A 14,462-nucleotide genomic window follows, 5' to 3' on the forward strand; every position below is an offset into this window, starting at 1 on the left:
ACTGCCTGCCGGGGCTACGCCCACCGGCATCACAGGGGTATCGGTCCGCCGTGGCGGTCGAGGTGGCCAAGAATGCTGGGGTACCAGTGCCAGATGCGGTGCTTCGAGGCGCGGCGGGCGATGGATTGGTAGGCGCTGTACGCGACGAGGTCGGCCATTTGAACCCATTGGTCGTGGGTGGCGGGCCTCGGTTGTGGTTCTTCGATGAGGCGCCTGCCGGTGGCAAGGGACCGGTGGGCGTTGACGAATTCTTGGTTGCGGGCGCCGTCGAGGAAGACCATCCCGGCGGTGTTCTCGGCGCGTAGGTCGGCGTCGAGGTGCGCGACGAGCGCCTGATAGAGGTCGTATTTGGTGCGGCCGGGCTGGTGGGGTTGGTGCTGGCGGTAGACGGTGCCGACGGTGAGGCCGGGTAGTCCGGCGATGACGGTGAGGCCGTCGTGCACGATCTCAGCGCCCTGCGCACGAGGCACCGCCGTAGAGCCGTGGCTGGTGGGTCGTCCGGCGATCAGGTCGGTGGCGTGCAGAACGTACGACACCGGGATGCCGTGCCGGCGTAGGAGTTCGTGCCGGTAGCGCATCCAGGTTTGTTCGGCGTGGACCCAGTGCGCCGGATCGAGTTGCAGCCAGGTGTAAGTGCTGTAGCCGCTGTCGTGGGCGCCGGAGTCGTCGATGTAGAAGAGGCGGAAGCCGGAGGCGGGGGTGGTGTTCATTCGAGGATTCCTTGATCACGAAAGGGGGTGGGCCGGATGGGTTATCGGCCGACGGCGGCGGGGGCGCATTGCTCGCGCAGCCATGCCTCGATGTGGGTGCGGCGGTAGCGGCAGTACCGTCCGACCTTGTACCGGCGCGGTCCCTTGCCGGTGTGGTTGAGCCAATAGAGGGCCTGCTCGCTGATGCCGAGGTACGCGGCGGTCTGCTGGTGGTCCCATAGGGGTTCCGGAGCCATTCCTGCACTCCCGTTCTGTAGATTCGACAGAGGGCTGACCTGCTGCTCCGTTGTTTCGGCGGCGGGAGAACTGTGCGAGACGAACTTGCTTTCTGTCAACCCCAAGGAGTAGAACTGTTGCCATGACAGAGACGAGGGCGCGGGGCGCTCGGCCCGAGCCGGCGCCGGTGAGTGTCGGGGAGCTGCTGATCGCCCGACTCAAGGAGGCCCGGGCGCTGCGCGGCTGGAGCACCATCCAGCTCGCGGAGCAGCTGGCCACAGCGGGAGCGCCCCGGCTGACGGCGAACATCCTGCAAAATCTGGAAGCGGGCCGCCGTCAGCAGGCTGTGCAAGTGGAAGAGCTGCTGGTGCTGGCGCTGGTGCTGGGACTGCCGGGCGAGTTCTTCCTCGCCCCTCGCGACGGGGAGCGGCTCCGGCTGCTGCCGGGCGTCACCCCGGACCGGGAGCAATTCCTGGCGTGGCTGCGCGGTCAGCAACCCCTGCCGGGCGCCGACGCCGAGCGCTACCGCGAGGTCAGCGCGCAGGTCCTGCCCGCTGCAGCCGTCGCGGCCAGCGCCGCCGACCTCCAGCTACGGGAGGAGTTCGTGAAACGAGCCGCCGCAGCGCTTGACGGGTTCCTCGCCGATAGCGACCAGATCACCCGCAAGACCCGCGAACAGGTCCGGAGTCTGCTCGCCGACATCAAAACCGCGGTCACCGACGGTGCCACCGCGCAGGAACTGACCGCCCAGATCGACCAGTACCTGGCCGATCTGCCCGGCTGACCCTTCCAACAGCGACTCCATCTGTCAGTCCGATCCGCAAGATAGTGGCGGCAGTTGAAGGCGTGCCGCAGTCGGGCTGGGCATCCGTTGTGGCGACTACGGCCGTCGGCCCGCCCGTGTCCGCGCTAGTCCCGGAGCAGGGTGATCTCGGTCTGGAGCTGCTGGTACTCCTCGCCGCGAGCGCGGCGCACTCGGTGCTTGGACAGTCCGTCGCAACGGTTGCCTGGAGCGGTGACGGACTGCGGGCACGGCCTGATTCTGACGGCCTGGGGTGGCCCCACTCGGACCCCGTCCGAGTGGGGCCACTGATGACCGTCAGAACCAGGCACGGCCAGTCCAGGTCAGGGTCCTCGACGGTGACGATGCCTTCGGGCAGCGCGCGGGCGTCGAAGCCGGGGCCGAGCTTGTGGGAGGAGAACACCGTCTCACCGAAACAGGCCCGATGGAACCTGCCGAGGGGCCTGACGCCCTCGCTGATCGTCCCGAGGCCGAGACGGCCTTCTCTGTCAGTAGATGTGCGTCGGCGTACGGTTTGCGGGGTGCACCTCCGCTACGTCAACGAGCACTCAGACCGTCATCGACATCCGTAGGTGCACACGATTGGCTGGTTGGCCGAGACGATGGCAGCGCAAACCGGTTACAGCGAGATGACTCCCGCGATAGCCAGCAGGTAGGCGGGCGCGGAAAGCCTTGTTAGGTGCTCCACCGGGTCGCTCAGGTACTCGGTGTTGCGCCGCGCGGCGTCAACGGCGGCGTCCGCTCCGACGATGCGTCGCTCGAGGTTCGCGCGCTTGTCCTGAGCCTTAGCTTCCATCTGCTGCTCCTGCGCGTCCATGGCCACCTGCGCAGCCCGTTCCACGGCTCGTGCCTGTTCCACCGCGGTGCGGGCGTGCATCTTGGCCGCGTTCTCCTCGGCGTTGAGGGCGGCGTGGAACTGCTGGACCTGAACGGTCACTTCCTGGCGTTGCTGCGAGGTGAGAGTCTTGGGCGCTTGACTCTCGGCGCGCGTCTTGATGCTCTCGCGCCATTGGAGCAGTGACTTTGCGCGTGCCTCCCCGACGTTCTCCACGTACGTTCCGGAGTCAGACGGGTGCCGTCTGATGAAGGTTCGGTCGTAGCGGCCGTACCCGGACGCGGTGCGGTACCCGGTGAAGTCGGCGGCGGTGCGAAAGCCGTGCGCGGCCAGCGTCCCGGCGATCGTCGCGTGGATCATTCGGGGTGGGTTCTTGGCGATGACGGCGTTGTTCAGTGCGCGCTGAACGTGCTCGGCGACGATCTCCGCGAGTCGTTTCTGTTCTCGCGCCTGCTGGGTGTTGCTCCAGTCCGAACGCCGCTGCGCGATGCCCTGCAGTGTCTGTTGGAGAACGTGCTGTGCATGCGCCGTCGCGGCGTCGCGCTGCCTGACCGTGGCGGCCCGCTGGCCGCGCAGGGCCTGTTGCTGGGCCGTCCTGGCGGCGTCCATCTGGGCACGCGTCCCCCTCAGAGCCTGAGCATGCGCCTGGACGGCGGCCAGTTCCTGCTGGGCGGCGGCGTAGGCGTGGCGGGCCCTGCGGCGAGCCGCGACCAGCGGATGAGCCAGGTAACTGCCGGCTATCACGACCACGGCGGCGATGACGGCGATGATCCAGACAGTCGGGGGTACGGTCATCAGCGCGGCGACGCCGAAGGCGGCGGCGGTTACACCGGCAACGCAGAGCAGCATGCCGGCGGCGGCGATGCGGGCGACGGTGAGATGCGCCCCGGAGAGCGAGCGCACCGGGACGTTCGCCGTTGTCTGGGCAGGTGCGGCCCGGCTGACCGGTGGTGTTCCCGGTAGATGGTCGGTCAGCCAATCGGGGGTGTCCGTCGCGGGCGAGGCGGGCCCGGCTGGCTTTGGTGGGATCACCGCGGTTGTGGGATTGGCTTCGAGTGCCGGGATCTGTGACGGAGCCATGCGGGTGAATGCGGCGAGCTGGTCGGCGAGAGCGACTAGGCGGGGTGGACCGACGGCGCGGAGGGCCCGGAAGGCGTCGGATGCTGCCGGGTCGAGGTAGTCGTCGGAGGCGAATAGTAGTTTGGTGTCGTCGTCGGTGGCGCGCAGGCGCCGCCAGAGGTCCGGCCGGGCGGCGAGCGCGATCAGGCTGGTGTAGATCACCCAGGCGGAGAAGCGGTCGAGGCCGGGCCCGTAGTCGCTGTCGCCGCGCCGGGGATGCTGGTAGTTGACGAGGCCTTTCTCGTTCGGTGGCAGCCCGGCGATCTCCGGGACGTACATGCCGTCGTAGTCGATCAGTTTCAGTTCGTCGTGTCCGGTGACCAGCAGGTTGCCGTGCTGCAGATCGCCGTGGGCGATACCGGCCTTCTCCAGCGCGGTGACGACGTCCGCGAACTGCTCCGCCACGCCGAGCAGCCGCTCCGGGTACGAGATGTGCGTTTCCAGCCACGGCATAAGCCCTTGCGCTTGAACCCAGCGCATCTTCAGCAGCGGGTACCGCACGCCGGCCACCATGACCCCGTCGACCTGGTAGTCGAAGTCCACGAGTGCACGGTGGTGCAACGTCTGCAGGGCGGCTGCGATCGCGTGGTATCGGCGGTGCCGGTCCGGGTCGGGACGGACGAAACACTTGATCGCCCATTGCTCACCCGCTGTCCCATACACATGGAAGACGGAGGCGAAGTTGCCCGACACCGGCTCCGGCATGCCGAGGTCATCGGTCTTGACCGTGCCGGCCCGCAGCTGCGGGTCGGTGAAGGCCAGGCCGGGCAGTTGCAGCGCATCGACGTAATCGCCGCCGGTCGGGTACCGCGCCGGTGATCTCTGCTGTGTCACGGTGTCGTCCTCGCTGGTCAGCGGTTCACAGGTCGATACGCAGCAAAGTGGTGTCGTCGTTCTTCAGCGACCCGTTGGTGCGGCAACCGTCCACGAGCGCGGCGAACCCACCGATCTCGGCGTCTGTGCCGAGGTCGGACAGGATGCGCCACGGCCGCCCGCCGGCGTGCGCCTGCGCCAGGAACCATTGGGCCAGTGCGTCGCTGGCCAGCAGCAGCTGATCGCCCTGCCGCCAGGCGGTGCGTAGCGCTAGGGCATGTTCGCCGATCTTGGCGGGGTCGAGCGGCCGAGACGGTGCGAGACCAGGTCGGGTGTCGAACTCGGCCGGGTCGTCGATCGGGAACGCGGTAATCAGCTCGTCGTCGCGAACCTGGAACAGGCAGGCGTCGCCAAGCGCGGCTACCAGCAGCGGTCCCTGCCGGTCGGTGGGGCCGTCGAGCAGGTGCGCGCCGATGATGGTGGCGTAGGCGCCGCGGCGCAACCCGTCCTCCTCGTACCAAGCGATCGGTTCGCCGGCCTCGTCGCGGGCAAACCGGTACTCGGCTTCGAGGTCATCCCAGCCGGCGGCCGCTGCCAGGATCGTCGCGGTCAGGTCCTGGCCGGCGGGCGCAGCCGTGTAGGTGGTGGTGAGGTGCCGCGCCCAGCGTCCGGCGAGCATGGCTTCGCTGGCGCCGTCGGCGACCGCGGCGGTCAGCCATGGGCCGGTGACCTCCGCGTCGTCACCGCCCACGGGTTCGACATTGCTGGCGTCCTCATACTCCTCAGCCGTGGAACCGGCCTTGGGCACCGCGAACGTCGTGACGAATGCGCGCATGAGCTGTGCCGTCTCGAGGCTCAGCGCAGGTCCGTGGCGCGGGTGCCGATGTCGAGGAACTGCACGATCGTGATCATGTCGGCGTTGTAGACGAAGCCGCGGCTGGTGTCATCGACGGCGATGCCCTGCTGCGCGGCATAGGAGCGCATGTGCGGGGGCAGCGGGGAGCTCATCGAGAACAAGGTTCGGGCGTACTCGTCGTTCAGCTCGGCCGACGCTGCCGGGAAGATGGTCGGCTTGCCACCCTCGCTGGACACGTGCAGGTTGAACAACAGGACGTTGCCGTCGGTGGACGCCAGTTCGCGCAATGCTTCCGCGGCCGGGCGGGGATCTCCGTCGGTGGACTGCCCGTCGGTCAGGTTCAGCACCACCGGTGGGAAGCAGTTCTCGTTGGTCGCCAGGAACGTGTTGGCCAGTACGGTGGCCTGGCGCAGTGCCTCGACCATCGGGGTGCCGTGATTGCCGACCGGTTCCACCCAGACCGGGAACTTGGTCGGCTGCTCGACCAGGCCACCGGCGCCGTCGGGCACCTTCTTCATCCGCTCCTCGACCCGCGCCGGGTACTTCGCGACCTGCGACAGCGGTACCAGGTCGCGCCCGCTCAGTTCTCCCTCGAACACCGATCCGACGCGCACGCCGTAGCCGATGACCGCGACGTGGAAGTAGTCGCGGACGCCGCCTTCCTTGGCGCACTTGATGGCCAGCTCGCGCAGCAGCCGGTTCAGCGCGTCGGCGACCACGTCGGCCTTGCGGCGCACCAGCTCGCCTTCGGTGACCTCGTCGAGCATCGACGCGGACTGGTCGAGCAGGAAGATGAAGCAGCCGGGGTTCGAGCGGCTGATCTCGGCGGTGTATGCCATGGGGGTCCTTCCGGGTTCGGGTCGTGGAACGGGCAGGCCACGTCTCCGCGTGGGGGTGACGACGGATATCGAGGTGAAGGGTGGGCTTCGTCGGGTCGGGCACGGATCGGGCGCAGCGACGGCGCTACGGCGTCTCGTTCCACCAATCCGTGCCGGTCGGAGCGACGATGGGCGGTGGTGCGGGTGTGCTCGCCGGCGTGGCGCTCGCCGAGGCTGCCGGTGTGGTCGGCGTAGAAGCTCCGATTGGTGGGGTGCTGGGTTTCGCGCGCGGCGCCCGCGCTCTATGCAGGCGTCGGCCTCCGGGGAGCCTGGCCATGAGTGCTGTCGCGGGCGCGGCTGGCCGGCTGGGAACCGGCGGTATCGGCAGAGTCAGGGAGGCGGTCCAGATGCCGAGCACGTCGCGATCAACAACGCTGATGCGGCACCGTCGGGCCAGGTCGGTGGCCTGAGCGGTGAGGTAGTTGTTGGTGACCAGCAACGCCACGTCGGCGTTGTGGACGTGGCGGGCGGTCCCGGCGAAACGTTGCACCTCGGGGCTGCCGACCTTCGCGCTGTACCGCTTGCACTGCACCACCAACCGCCGTCCGTCCGGCGCATATCCGGTCACGTCGGCACCCATGTCGCCGGAACCGCCGGACACCCGTACCCGTCGGCATCCGCTGGCCCGCATCAACCGGGCCACCCAGTGCTCGAACTCAGGGCCGGACATGACGTCAGTGACGGCGACCGTGCGTTCCTTCTGCGCCAGCCGCCGCGACCGCTGAACCCACAGCCATCCACCCCCGCACACCGCCGCCAGCACGACCAACGCGATCAACGACGCAGCCACCGGGTGCTGCTGCACCACCTGAACGACAATGCTGACGGCTACCAGGACCGCGCCCGCCAACCACCAGCCAGTCTCCGAGCTGGTCCGGTGCGCTGTGCGCCGTCTTCTGGCCATGATCACCTCCTCCGTACTGTCCGCCGCAGTCGTACGTGGACAACTGCTTGCCGACTGTAGAGCGACGGTCTGACACAGCCGCTGAAGATGATCTATGGCTGGGTTGTCAGAAAGCCGACAACGACGCCTGTGGCCGCCGGCCTTGCGTCGTCGTTGTCACAATCGCGGCGCATCTGACGGTGCCGTGTGGCAACGCTCTTCTGGTCGCCCTTGCTGTCCTCGGCTGCTTGCCGTTTGCGGACTGATTGGTAGAGGTGCGCAGCGATTTGTAGTTAGTTAGCTGAACGGCTGTTCGAGCTATCGGCGTGGCCGGACCCGGATCTCTCTGTACTGCCCTCGTGCGCGTTCGCGCGGGACATCGCTCGCAACGTCCGGTGAACGTCAGGCTGTGGTCGGTCCACGAGGCCGGTCCGCACTCCGATGACGGACAACAGATCGCGGACGCCATCGACGACATTGGCAAGACCAAAATGGCGGATCAGGCGTTGCTCGCCGATCTGACCGGCGGTCTGGCCCCCGCCCGACACCGGTCCCGCGTTTGCGGGAACCGCAGGGGGCGTCAGGCATCCGGTGGCTTAGTCGCAATGTCGTAGGCGAGAGGGTTGTCTCGGTGATTCTGCGGCTGCGGCGCCAGCTCGGTCACTGCCCAGTCGCACGGCGCTTCCGCGAGCAGGACCGGAGAATGGCTGACTATTGCCACTTGGGCGTGTTCCGCAGCCGCCTGCAGCCGCTGCAGCGCCTCAACCTGCACTCCAGCGTTGTGGAAGTCGAGGAACTCGTCGAGGAGTAGAAACGTTGGCTCGGCCCGCGCATGGTGCCGGGCGTGCAGACCTGCCAGCTCGAGCAGGATTAGCGTCTGCAAACTGCCATTGATCGCCTCGTAGTTATCGAACGACTCAATGCGTCCATCGACGTCGACGGTCCAGCGCATTCGCATTCCTTCGCGCTGCACGTCTTTGATGACACCGCCCTGGTCGGCAGCGAGGGCTAGAACCGAACTCATCGCGGCGATGTTCAGGTCGAACATCTGGGCTAGGGAGGTGAGGTTCCCAATCTTAGTCCGGTGCTGGCCGTTAAGCAGGATCGTTTTGTAAGGACGGGCAACGTACGGAACGGGACGACCGTCGAGCACGTGCGTAACGATGCCGCCCCGGCCGGCTGTAGCGACGTCGTGGGTCATCGGATCAAACCAGCGGACCCCCATGTCGACGTCTCGGTCGCGTGACATGTCGGCCACGTGATCGGGGTGTGCGACGCTGGCGATCAGACGCGTCAAGATCGACTTTCCGCTAGCATTGGGGCCGGTGAAGATGTTGCGCATCCCGAGTTCGAAGGTACGACCCTCAAGGCCCGCGGCGGGTGCTGAGTGAACTGCAATCGATTCAACGAGGCCGACGTGGTGAATAGCGCCCCCGTTGACTTCAGCCGCCTTGCGGGCCTCGTGAAGCCGTTTCCATGCCCTTAGTTGGACGGCCGGGAAGACGCGCCCGTCGTCAGCGTCGATGGACCTACCATGCGCGGCGCAGCACCAGATCCCATTCTCAGGTTCGCGCCGTTCAGCGTCCGACAGCCCGCCCGTGCCGCGAGGGCCGTCCTTGGCTGCCGAGTAGATGTGCGCGGCGACTCCGGTATGGACCGTCTGGCGTGGGTCAGTTCCGGGGCCGACGGTTAAGCGTCCGCAGTTGAGCACAGAGCACTGGTATCCGGCTCGCTCCGCGATGATGCGGCGCGTTGCCGACGTAAATTCGGCTCGATTAGCCACCCATACCTCTTCCGACCGGCACCCGCTCGAACTAATTCCAGGCCGCCAAGTCGGCTAAACCGCGGCGGCGTGTGTGCAGTTTTGTCGCAGATTCGTGGGTCAGCGGATGTCTCGGCGACCGAGCATCCGCGTTGATCTGCCGAACTGTGGATCGCCTTCAAAGGACTCGGCACGGGCCGCCTGGCTGGCGGGGCCGACGGGCTGGCCGAGGTCGGCCTATGAGCGGTAGCCCTCGCCGGGGTGCTCCACGGTGAACCACCGGTGTCCGCCCCCTGCCGAGTCGAACCCGTAGTGGCGGTCCTTGTACTGTTTGAGGGCGGCCTGCCACTGGCTGAGGATGAGGACCGCGTCGCTGTTCTGCGGGAGGGTCTCCTCGTCGAGCATGTCGACGAAGGCGTGGCTGGGGTCCTTCACGATGATCTTGCTGAGCTCACCGAGGAGCCGGTTGAGCATCTTGATCTTGAGCGTGTTGACGACGCCGTCCTGCTTCTTCTTGGACAGCTCGGTCATCTCGCGGTGGGCGGCCTCCAGCATCGGGACGAGCCGGTCGTAGGTCGCCGCCTGCTCCTCGGTCGGCGACGGCGAGGAGGCGTCGTTCGTCTGGGTACGGCGGGGCATGCGGTCTCCTACTTCGGTAGCAGGCGGGTGAACTCGACGTACTTCTTACGCAGGGCCTCGATGGGGCGCCGCCCGGACTCGAGCAGAGCGACCATGAGGTCGAGATCGGAATCGTCCAGGCACATGATGATGCGGCGTTTGGACGAGTGCAGGTCGACGATATTGCGCTGGACGCTGCTCTTGGGCGGGTTACGCGCGACGAGGATGCCGAGGCGGCCCATGTCCTCGTCGTCGAGGTAGCGGTAGAGCTGGTTGACGTGTTCCGTGTCGAGCGCGGCGACGTTCTTGAGTTCGAAGACGAGCTGGCGGGCGCCGTACAGGTCGCGCAGGTCGGTCAAGAACGGCGTCTTGCCGTCGTTGTGGAAGATGACGTCGCGGATGTGGGCGCCACTGATGGTGCGTTCCTGCTGGCCCGCGAGATCAAGCTCGGGGTACAGCGCGGACGACAGGACATCGAACGCGAGATCCTCGAACTTCCTGTCCGCGCCGTCGCCCCGGCCGGTCACCAGCGCCTTGATCTCCTTGACCTTCTTGGTGATGGTTGCGAGTCGCAGCGGGGTGAACAGCGGGTCGGGGGCGCACACGTCGGCGGCCGCCTCCCGCTCGGCGACGTAACCGCGGACGGTGTCGAAGTGAGCCCGGTTGTAGGCGAGCACGTCCTGCTTGGCGACGGCTCGGCCCGTACGTCCCGGCGGCAGAACGAGGGGGGCGTAGGCGGTGCGGTAGTAGTCGCCGTAGTTGATCCACGGCAGTCGGCGCAGGAGGTTCAGTGGTGCGAGCAGGACGGGCGAGCCGTCGGAAGGGTTGTACGGAAGCTGCGCGTCGAATGGCCGCCAGTCGAGCTCAGCCGGGTCCCAGCCGACCAGCCGGCGGCGCTTCGTCGGGATTGCCCGGTGATGGCAGTGGCGCTCGGTGAACTCGGCCAGCCAGCGTTTGAGGACCGAGGCGGTCAAGTCGCTGATACGGTCCTCGGCGATGCCGGGGACGATCAGCGCGAGGATCTCCAGGTGGTCCAGGCCGGCGCTCTGCAGCTGGGGGACCTGCTGGAACGTACGGATGATGCCGGCGATGGTGCCGGGACCTAGGGCCGATCCCCGCTTGGTCCCGGCGGCGTAGCCCAGGCCGAGCTCGACCGGCTCGCTGACCTCCGACAGGAGCATGGCCGCCCGGGTGGCCTGCCCGCCGACGGCGTGCCGGCGGATCTCGTCGACGAAGCCGAGCAGGTCGGCGTGAAGCTGCCGGTACTGTGGGTCCTCGGCCTTCCAGAGCAGGAACGGGTCAAGGTAGAGCGGGAGGTCCTCGCGCAGGTGAGGGACGACGAAGTCCACCTCGTCCTGCCGGATGACCAGGCCGAAAACATCGCTGAGGCGCGGATTGACGATACCCGCGGCGGGATCAGCCTCGTCGTCGCCCGTTGCCACGTCACCCCGCCCCTCGTCGCCTTTCCGCGAAGCCACGTTAACGGAGAGTACCGACACCTTTCGGCACCCACCCGACGCAGACGCGTCCGGCGACCGGCTGCCGCCGGATCGACTCTCCGAGGAGGCTCAGCGGCTGTTGACTCACTGAAATCTGATTCTTCCCTTCAGGCTCGGGTCCGGGCGCACGCCACGCTAGGCGACCTCACCCGGCTGGCGATCGTCGACGCGCTGGCCCCTGGGCGACGCTTCGCCTGGAGAGATCGGCGCCGCCCTGCCGGTAACGCGGTCGTCGGCTCGGGCGTGACGACCACGACGTTGCCGCCGCTCGACGTCGTCTTGCAGCTGCTGGGAAACTCGGAGGGCGACCGCGCTCGCTCTCGCTGCCGAGCTGGCCGACACCTCCCCGACAGCCGGGGCTGAGCACCCACCCCATCTCGTCGGCAAGCCAGGACGGAGTCGGGTCGAGCCCAGGCCCGGATCGAAACTCACCGGTACCGACCGCGGTGCCAAGCAACAGCCCAGGCGGGATTTTCGCTGCCGAGAGCAAGCCGCACCAGATACGGCACCGCTCGATGATCGCCGATGCTGCCCAGTGCGATGGCCGCCACCGTGCCGAGTACAAGGTCGTCGAGCACTGCCGCGAGGTCGTCGGCGGCCACCCGGGACGCGGTTAACGCACACACGGAGCATGCAGTGCAGCCGACCGGAGCGCCGAAGGCCTCCCCGCAAGAGACTGGTCAGCATGGGTGTCACCCGGCCGGGTGCGGCGCGCCATTTTCACATCACGGCGACCGCCATCCCTCCGTCTCGAGCGTGACGTGCTGGCCCTCGGCCTGGTTCGTCAGCCGTGAGGTCGTGAACCCGAGCGGCGTCCTCGACGCTCTCGCGGATGCGCGAAACGCAGTAGCGCGCGACCGGGTGGTTCGCGGGCACCCGTCGGCCGGTTCGGTGGCTGCCTGGTGCCCGAGAGAGGCTCCCTTCAGGCACTGCGACTCGGTTGGAGCGGCGGCTGGTACTTGATCGGAAACTATTCTTGATCAACCGTGGCGGCCACGGCTCCGTAGCCGCCGGTCTAAGGCAGGCTTGCTGTTCGGCGGACGCAACCTTCACCTATGCACAGGCTCGGCCACCAAGGGCGTTCGCCCTTCATGTCCGATCACACGGCGGCGGCGCTACCATTCATTGCCTTGTTCGGCGACTATGGACTGATGTCCAAAGCCCGTAAGGCCGCTGTTGTGGCTGGACCGGTCGCTGTCCTCGTGGCGGCGACGATCTTCGGAATCCTGCTGACGAGGCAGGAACGATCTTCTGTTGCCAACTGGGTCGCTGTCGCCGGCCTGGCCGTGGCCGCGATCGCCTTGGTCGTTACATGGCTTACCTGGGTTCGTCCGATGAGCCCACCCGCGTCAACCCGCTCCGCGGAAGGTGGCAGCCCAAACGTCAACAAGGTCAAGGGAGACAAGTCGTTCGGTTCTGCGACCAACAGCCAGATCGTCTATGGAAACCGCAACCGGCTTGGGGAAGGTAATAAGCGGTGACCGAAGACGACGATACCGCCACGCGTGCGGCACAAAATCGGGTCAAGGGTAACCGAAGCTTCGGCGCTGCTTATCATTCCGTAGTTATTCATGGGAACGGCAATGCGGTAGGCGTTCCATCCGCCCTCAACCTAGGCGAGCAAGACATTGCCGAGGAACCAGAGGAGCAGCCTTCTTCAAGTGGCATTTCTCCTTGGAAGTGGGTAGTGGGCGGGGTCCTGGCAATCATCGCGTTGTGCTCCCTCCTCCCAGACCCTCCCGAGCCGAAGGCATCGTTTCCCTCGGAGAACGGCACGCGCCCGGCCGGATCCAGCGAGGCTGCCGTCCTAGCAGCAGCCCTCGGAGGATTGAGAGACTGTGCGAAGGCGCCGGTCCTGGTACCAGAGAACTGCCCGCAGCAGGTCAAAGACTGGGGAAGCAGCAGCGCGACCGACGTCACCTGGCGTATCCATGGTGTCCCCGGAGACGGTGCTGTCGTGGTCTACAACGGAGACGAAGGTCGCTTCCACGTCCTGGGCACGGCAGTCATGACGGCCTCATTCCAGACTGCATCTGGCCCCGACCTGAGACTGAGAGTGATCCAATACTGGGCTCGCGTGGAGTGGATCGCGGACAAAGCCAGACTGGCCGAACTGAGGAACTACGACGACACTCCCCGTCCTTCGACCGAGAAACACGATCCTCAAGTTCCTGAAGAGCATTCTCGCGCCTTGGTTCGCGAAGCTTTCGAAAAATGCGCCAAGGCGAAAGATCCTGCCTTGCCCCCGGAATGCCCTGAAACCTATTCAGGCGCCACCTCAGGTAAAGTCAACTGGAAACTTAACGGCGATCCCTCCCTAAATACCAAGCCGCGATTTGAGCCGGCGACCGGACTAATTCACGTCGTTGGGAACTACTCCTTGACAGCCTCGTACAGTCAGCTGTTCTTCGGGCCAACGTCCAACTCCGACAGCGGCAAGTACGACGCCATTTTGTCGGTAGACGACCAAAAACCTCGTGTCGTGCGCATCAACCGAGCGTGAGGTCGTCGCGTTAGCAGGAGTCCCGGGCCGCGCACAGGCCACCGTGGAGAGTGACTTCGGCGGCGAGACTAGGATCCGATGAGTCTGGTGACTCCACGGTTGCCGGAGTCAGGAACCGCTGCCGGTTGCCTGCTGCGGGAAGTCGGAGGTCTTACCGGCACCGCGGACAGGGCCTAAAGCTCGACGACTGACCGGCGCCTACTTTGCAGCCGCGACCGGTCGGACGATTGCGCATGATCCGACACGCTGCCAGCACGGACCCGCCGTGCGGGAAGCTCACCAGCCTCGACCTCCGTACGGGGCGCGGTGCCACTCGTCACCGGCCCGGTGAGTGGCTTCTGGTGAGCTCGCGTCTGCGGTCGTGGTGGGGCAGCATGCCAGTCATGACCCTGGATGGTTCCGTGGTGGGTTGGAAGTCAGCGGGTTGTGTCGGTGCTGGCGGCTTCGCCGTCTCGTTCGCGGTCTGGGCGGCGCTGGGTTCGGGGCTGTCGGGTCGGGCAGCGGCGGCGGGCACAGTGCGGGGTTTGTCCGATGTGGTGCAGTCCTACCGTGGCTGGGTCGTGGTGCTGGGGTTAGCTGCGGTGACGTCGTTTGGGGTGGCTGCGGCGGCGTTGGTGAAGGTGGTCGGTGGGAGACGGCCGTCGGGTGCCACGGCGACGGCGCTTGAAGGGCTGGTCGCTGCGGTGTTCATCGCCGGGTGTTATGCGGTGTGGTCGGTGTGGCAGGCCTGGAGTGTGGTGGTTCCGGGTGGGGCTGTTCTTGTCTTGGATACCGCGGTGCCATCCGCGCAGGACGTGGAGACGGCGGTCGTGGCGACGGGTCGCCCCCTTCCGCACATCGGCAGCTTCGGCGTCGTGGTGGCGTGCGTTCTCGCCCTCTGGTACGTGGCGCTGGTCTGGTGGGGGCGCTACGAGGATCGAGAGCAGACGCCGTCGGGCGGCTCGTCAGCGACCTAACGCTGGCACCGC

At 66.8% G+C, this 14,462-nt stretch carries 14 protein-coding genes; 4 read left to right on the forward strand and 10 right to left on the reverse strand.

Annotated features, from left to right (window positions below; translation table 11 throughout):
* Positions 1–29: 29 nt before the first annotated feature.
* Together ACMCNO_RS12545 and ACMCNO_RS12550 are read right to left on the reverse strand one after the other, a co-directional pair.
* Positions 30–710, reverse strand: a complete 681-nt coding sequence (locus tag ACMCNO_RS12545; protein WP_412749580.1) for a DUF3800 domain-containing protein — start codon at positions 708–710, stop codon at positions 30–32.
* Positions 711–751: 41 nt separating this feature from the next.
* On the reverse strand, positions 752–946 hold the full coding sequence (locus ACMCNO_RS12550; protein WP_412749581.1) for a helix-turn-helix transcriptional regulator: 195 nt from the start codon (positions 944–946) through the stop codon (positions 752–754).
* 122 nt (positions 947–1,068) lie between these two features.
* Here ACMCNO_RS12550 and ACMCNO_RS12555 point away from each other — a divergent pair, with 122 nt between their 5' ends.
* On the forward strand, positions 1,069–1,710 hold the full coding sequence (locus ACMCNO_RS12555) for a hypothetical protein (protein WP_412749582.1): 642 nt from the start codon (positions 1,069–1,071) through the stop codon (positions 1,708–1,710).
* A gap of 637 nt (positions 1,711–2,347) precedes the next feature.
* Here ACMCNO_RS12555 and ACMCNO_RS12560 read toward each other — a convergent pair.
* The 8 genes from ACMCNO_RS12560 to ACMCNO_RS12595 form a co-directional block, all read right to left on the reverse strand.
* Positions 2,348–4,516 (reverse strand): protein kinase domain-containing protein, encoded by a 2,169-nt coding sequence (locus ACMCNO_RS12560; protein WP_412749583.1) that lies wholly within the window; start codon positions 4,514–4,516, stop codon positions 2,348–2,350.
* Positions 4,517–4,541: 25 nt separating this feature from the next.
* On the reverse strand, positions 4,542–5,330 hold the full coding sequence (locus ACMCNO_RS12565) for a hypothetical protein (protein ID WP_412749584.1): 789 nt from the start codon (positions 5,328–5,330) through the stop codon (positions 4,542–4,544).
* Positions 5,331–5,350: 20 nt separating this feature from the next.
* Positions 5,351–6,190 (reverse strand): vWA domain-containing protein, encoded by an 840-nt coding sequence (locus ACMCNO_RS12570; protein WP_412749585.1) that lies wholly within the window; start codon positions 6,188–6,190, stop codon positions 5,351–5,353.
* A gap of 124 nt (positions 6,191–6,314) precedes the next feature.
* Positions 6,315–7,133, reverse strand: coding sequence for a restriction endonuclease (locus ACMCNO_RS12575; protein WP_412749586.1), 819 nt, complete (start codon positions 7,131–7,133; stop codon positions 6,315–6,317).
* Positions 7,134–7,692: 559 nt separating this feature from the next.
* A complete protein-coding gene (locus tag ACMCNO_RS12580; protein WP_412749587.1) occupies positions 7,693–8,895 on the reverse strand; it encodes an ABC transporter ATP-binding protein in 1,203 nt (400 codons plus the stop codon).
* Between the two features lie 216 nt (positions 8,896–9,111).
* The gene (locus ACMCNO_RS12585) at positions 9,112–9,513 is read right to left on the reverse strand and encodes a hypothetical protein (RefSeq protein WP_412749588.1); all 402 of its coding nucleotides are present in this window, start codon (positions 9,511–9,513) and stop codon (positions 9,112–9,114) included.
* An 8-nt stretch (positions 9,514–9,521) separates the two neighbouring features.
* Positions 9,522–10,970, reverse strand: a complete 1,449-nt coding sequence (locus ACMCNO_RS12590; protein WP_412749589.1) for a hypothetical protein — start codon at positions 10,968–10,970, stop codon at positions 9,522–9,524.
* Between the two features lie 449 nt (positions 10,971–11,419).
* Positions 11,420–11,593: a hypothetical protein gene (locus tag ACMCNO_RS12595; protein WP_412749590.1), complete on the reverse strand. Its 174-nt coding sequence runs from the start codon at positions 11,591–11,593 to the stop codon at positions 11,420–11,422.
* Positions 11,594–12,046: 453 nt separating this feature from the next.
* On the opposite strand from ACMCNO_RS12595, the gene ACMCNO_RS12600 reads away from it, so the two are divergent.
* From ACMCNO_RS12600 to ACMCNO_RS12610, 3 genes are all read left to right on the forward strand, one after another.
* Entirely contained in the window at positions 12,047–12,472 is a 426-nt protein-coding gene (locus tag ACMCNO_RS12600) for a hypothetical protein (protein WP_412749591.1), read from the forward strand.
* Entirely contained in the window at positions 12,469–13,494 is a 1,026-nt protein-coding gene (locus tag ACMCNO_RS12605; RefSeq protein ID WP_412749592.1) for a hypothetical protein, read from the forward strand. Before ACMCNO_RS12600 ends, ACMCNO_RS12605 begins: the two co-directional genes overlap by 4 nt.
* A 383-nt stretch (positions 13,495–13,877) precedes the next feature.
* Positions 13,878–14,450 carry a hypothetical protein gene (locus tag ACMCNO_RS12610; protein WP_412749593.1) on the forward strand — a complete coding sequence of 191 codons (573 nt, stop codon included), beginning with the start codon at positions 13,878–13,880 and terminating at the stop codon, positions 14,448–14,450.
* Positions 14,451–14,462 lie beyond the last annotated feature (12 nt).

This window comes from Krasilnikovia sp. M28-CT-15, assembly GCF_047159595.1.
In the GTDB taxonomy this organism is placed as follows: Bacteria; Actinomycetota; Actinomycetes; order Mycobacteriales; family Micromonosporaceae; genus Actinoplanes.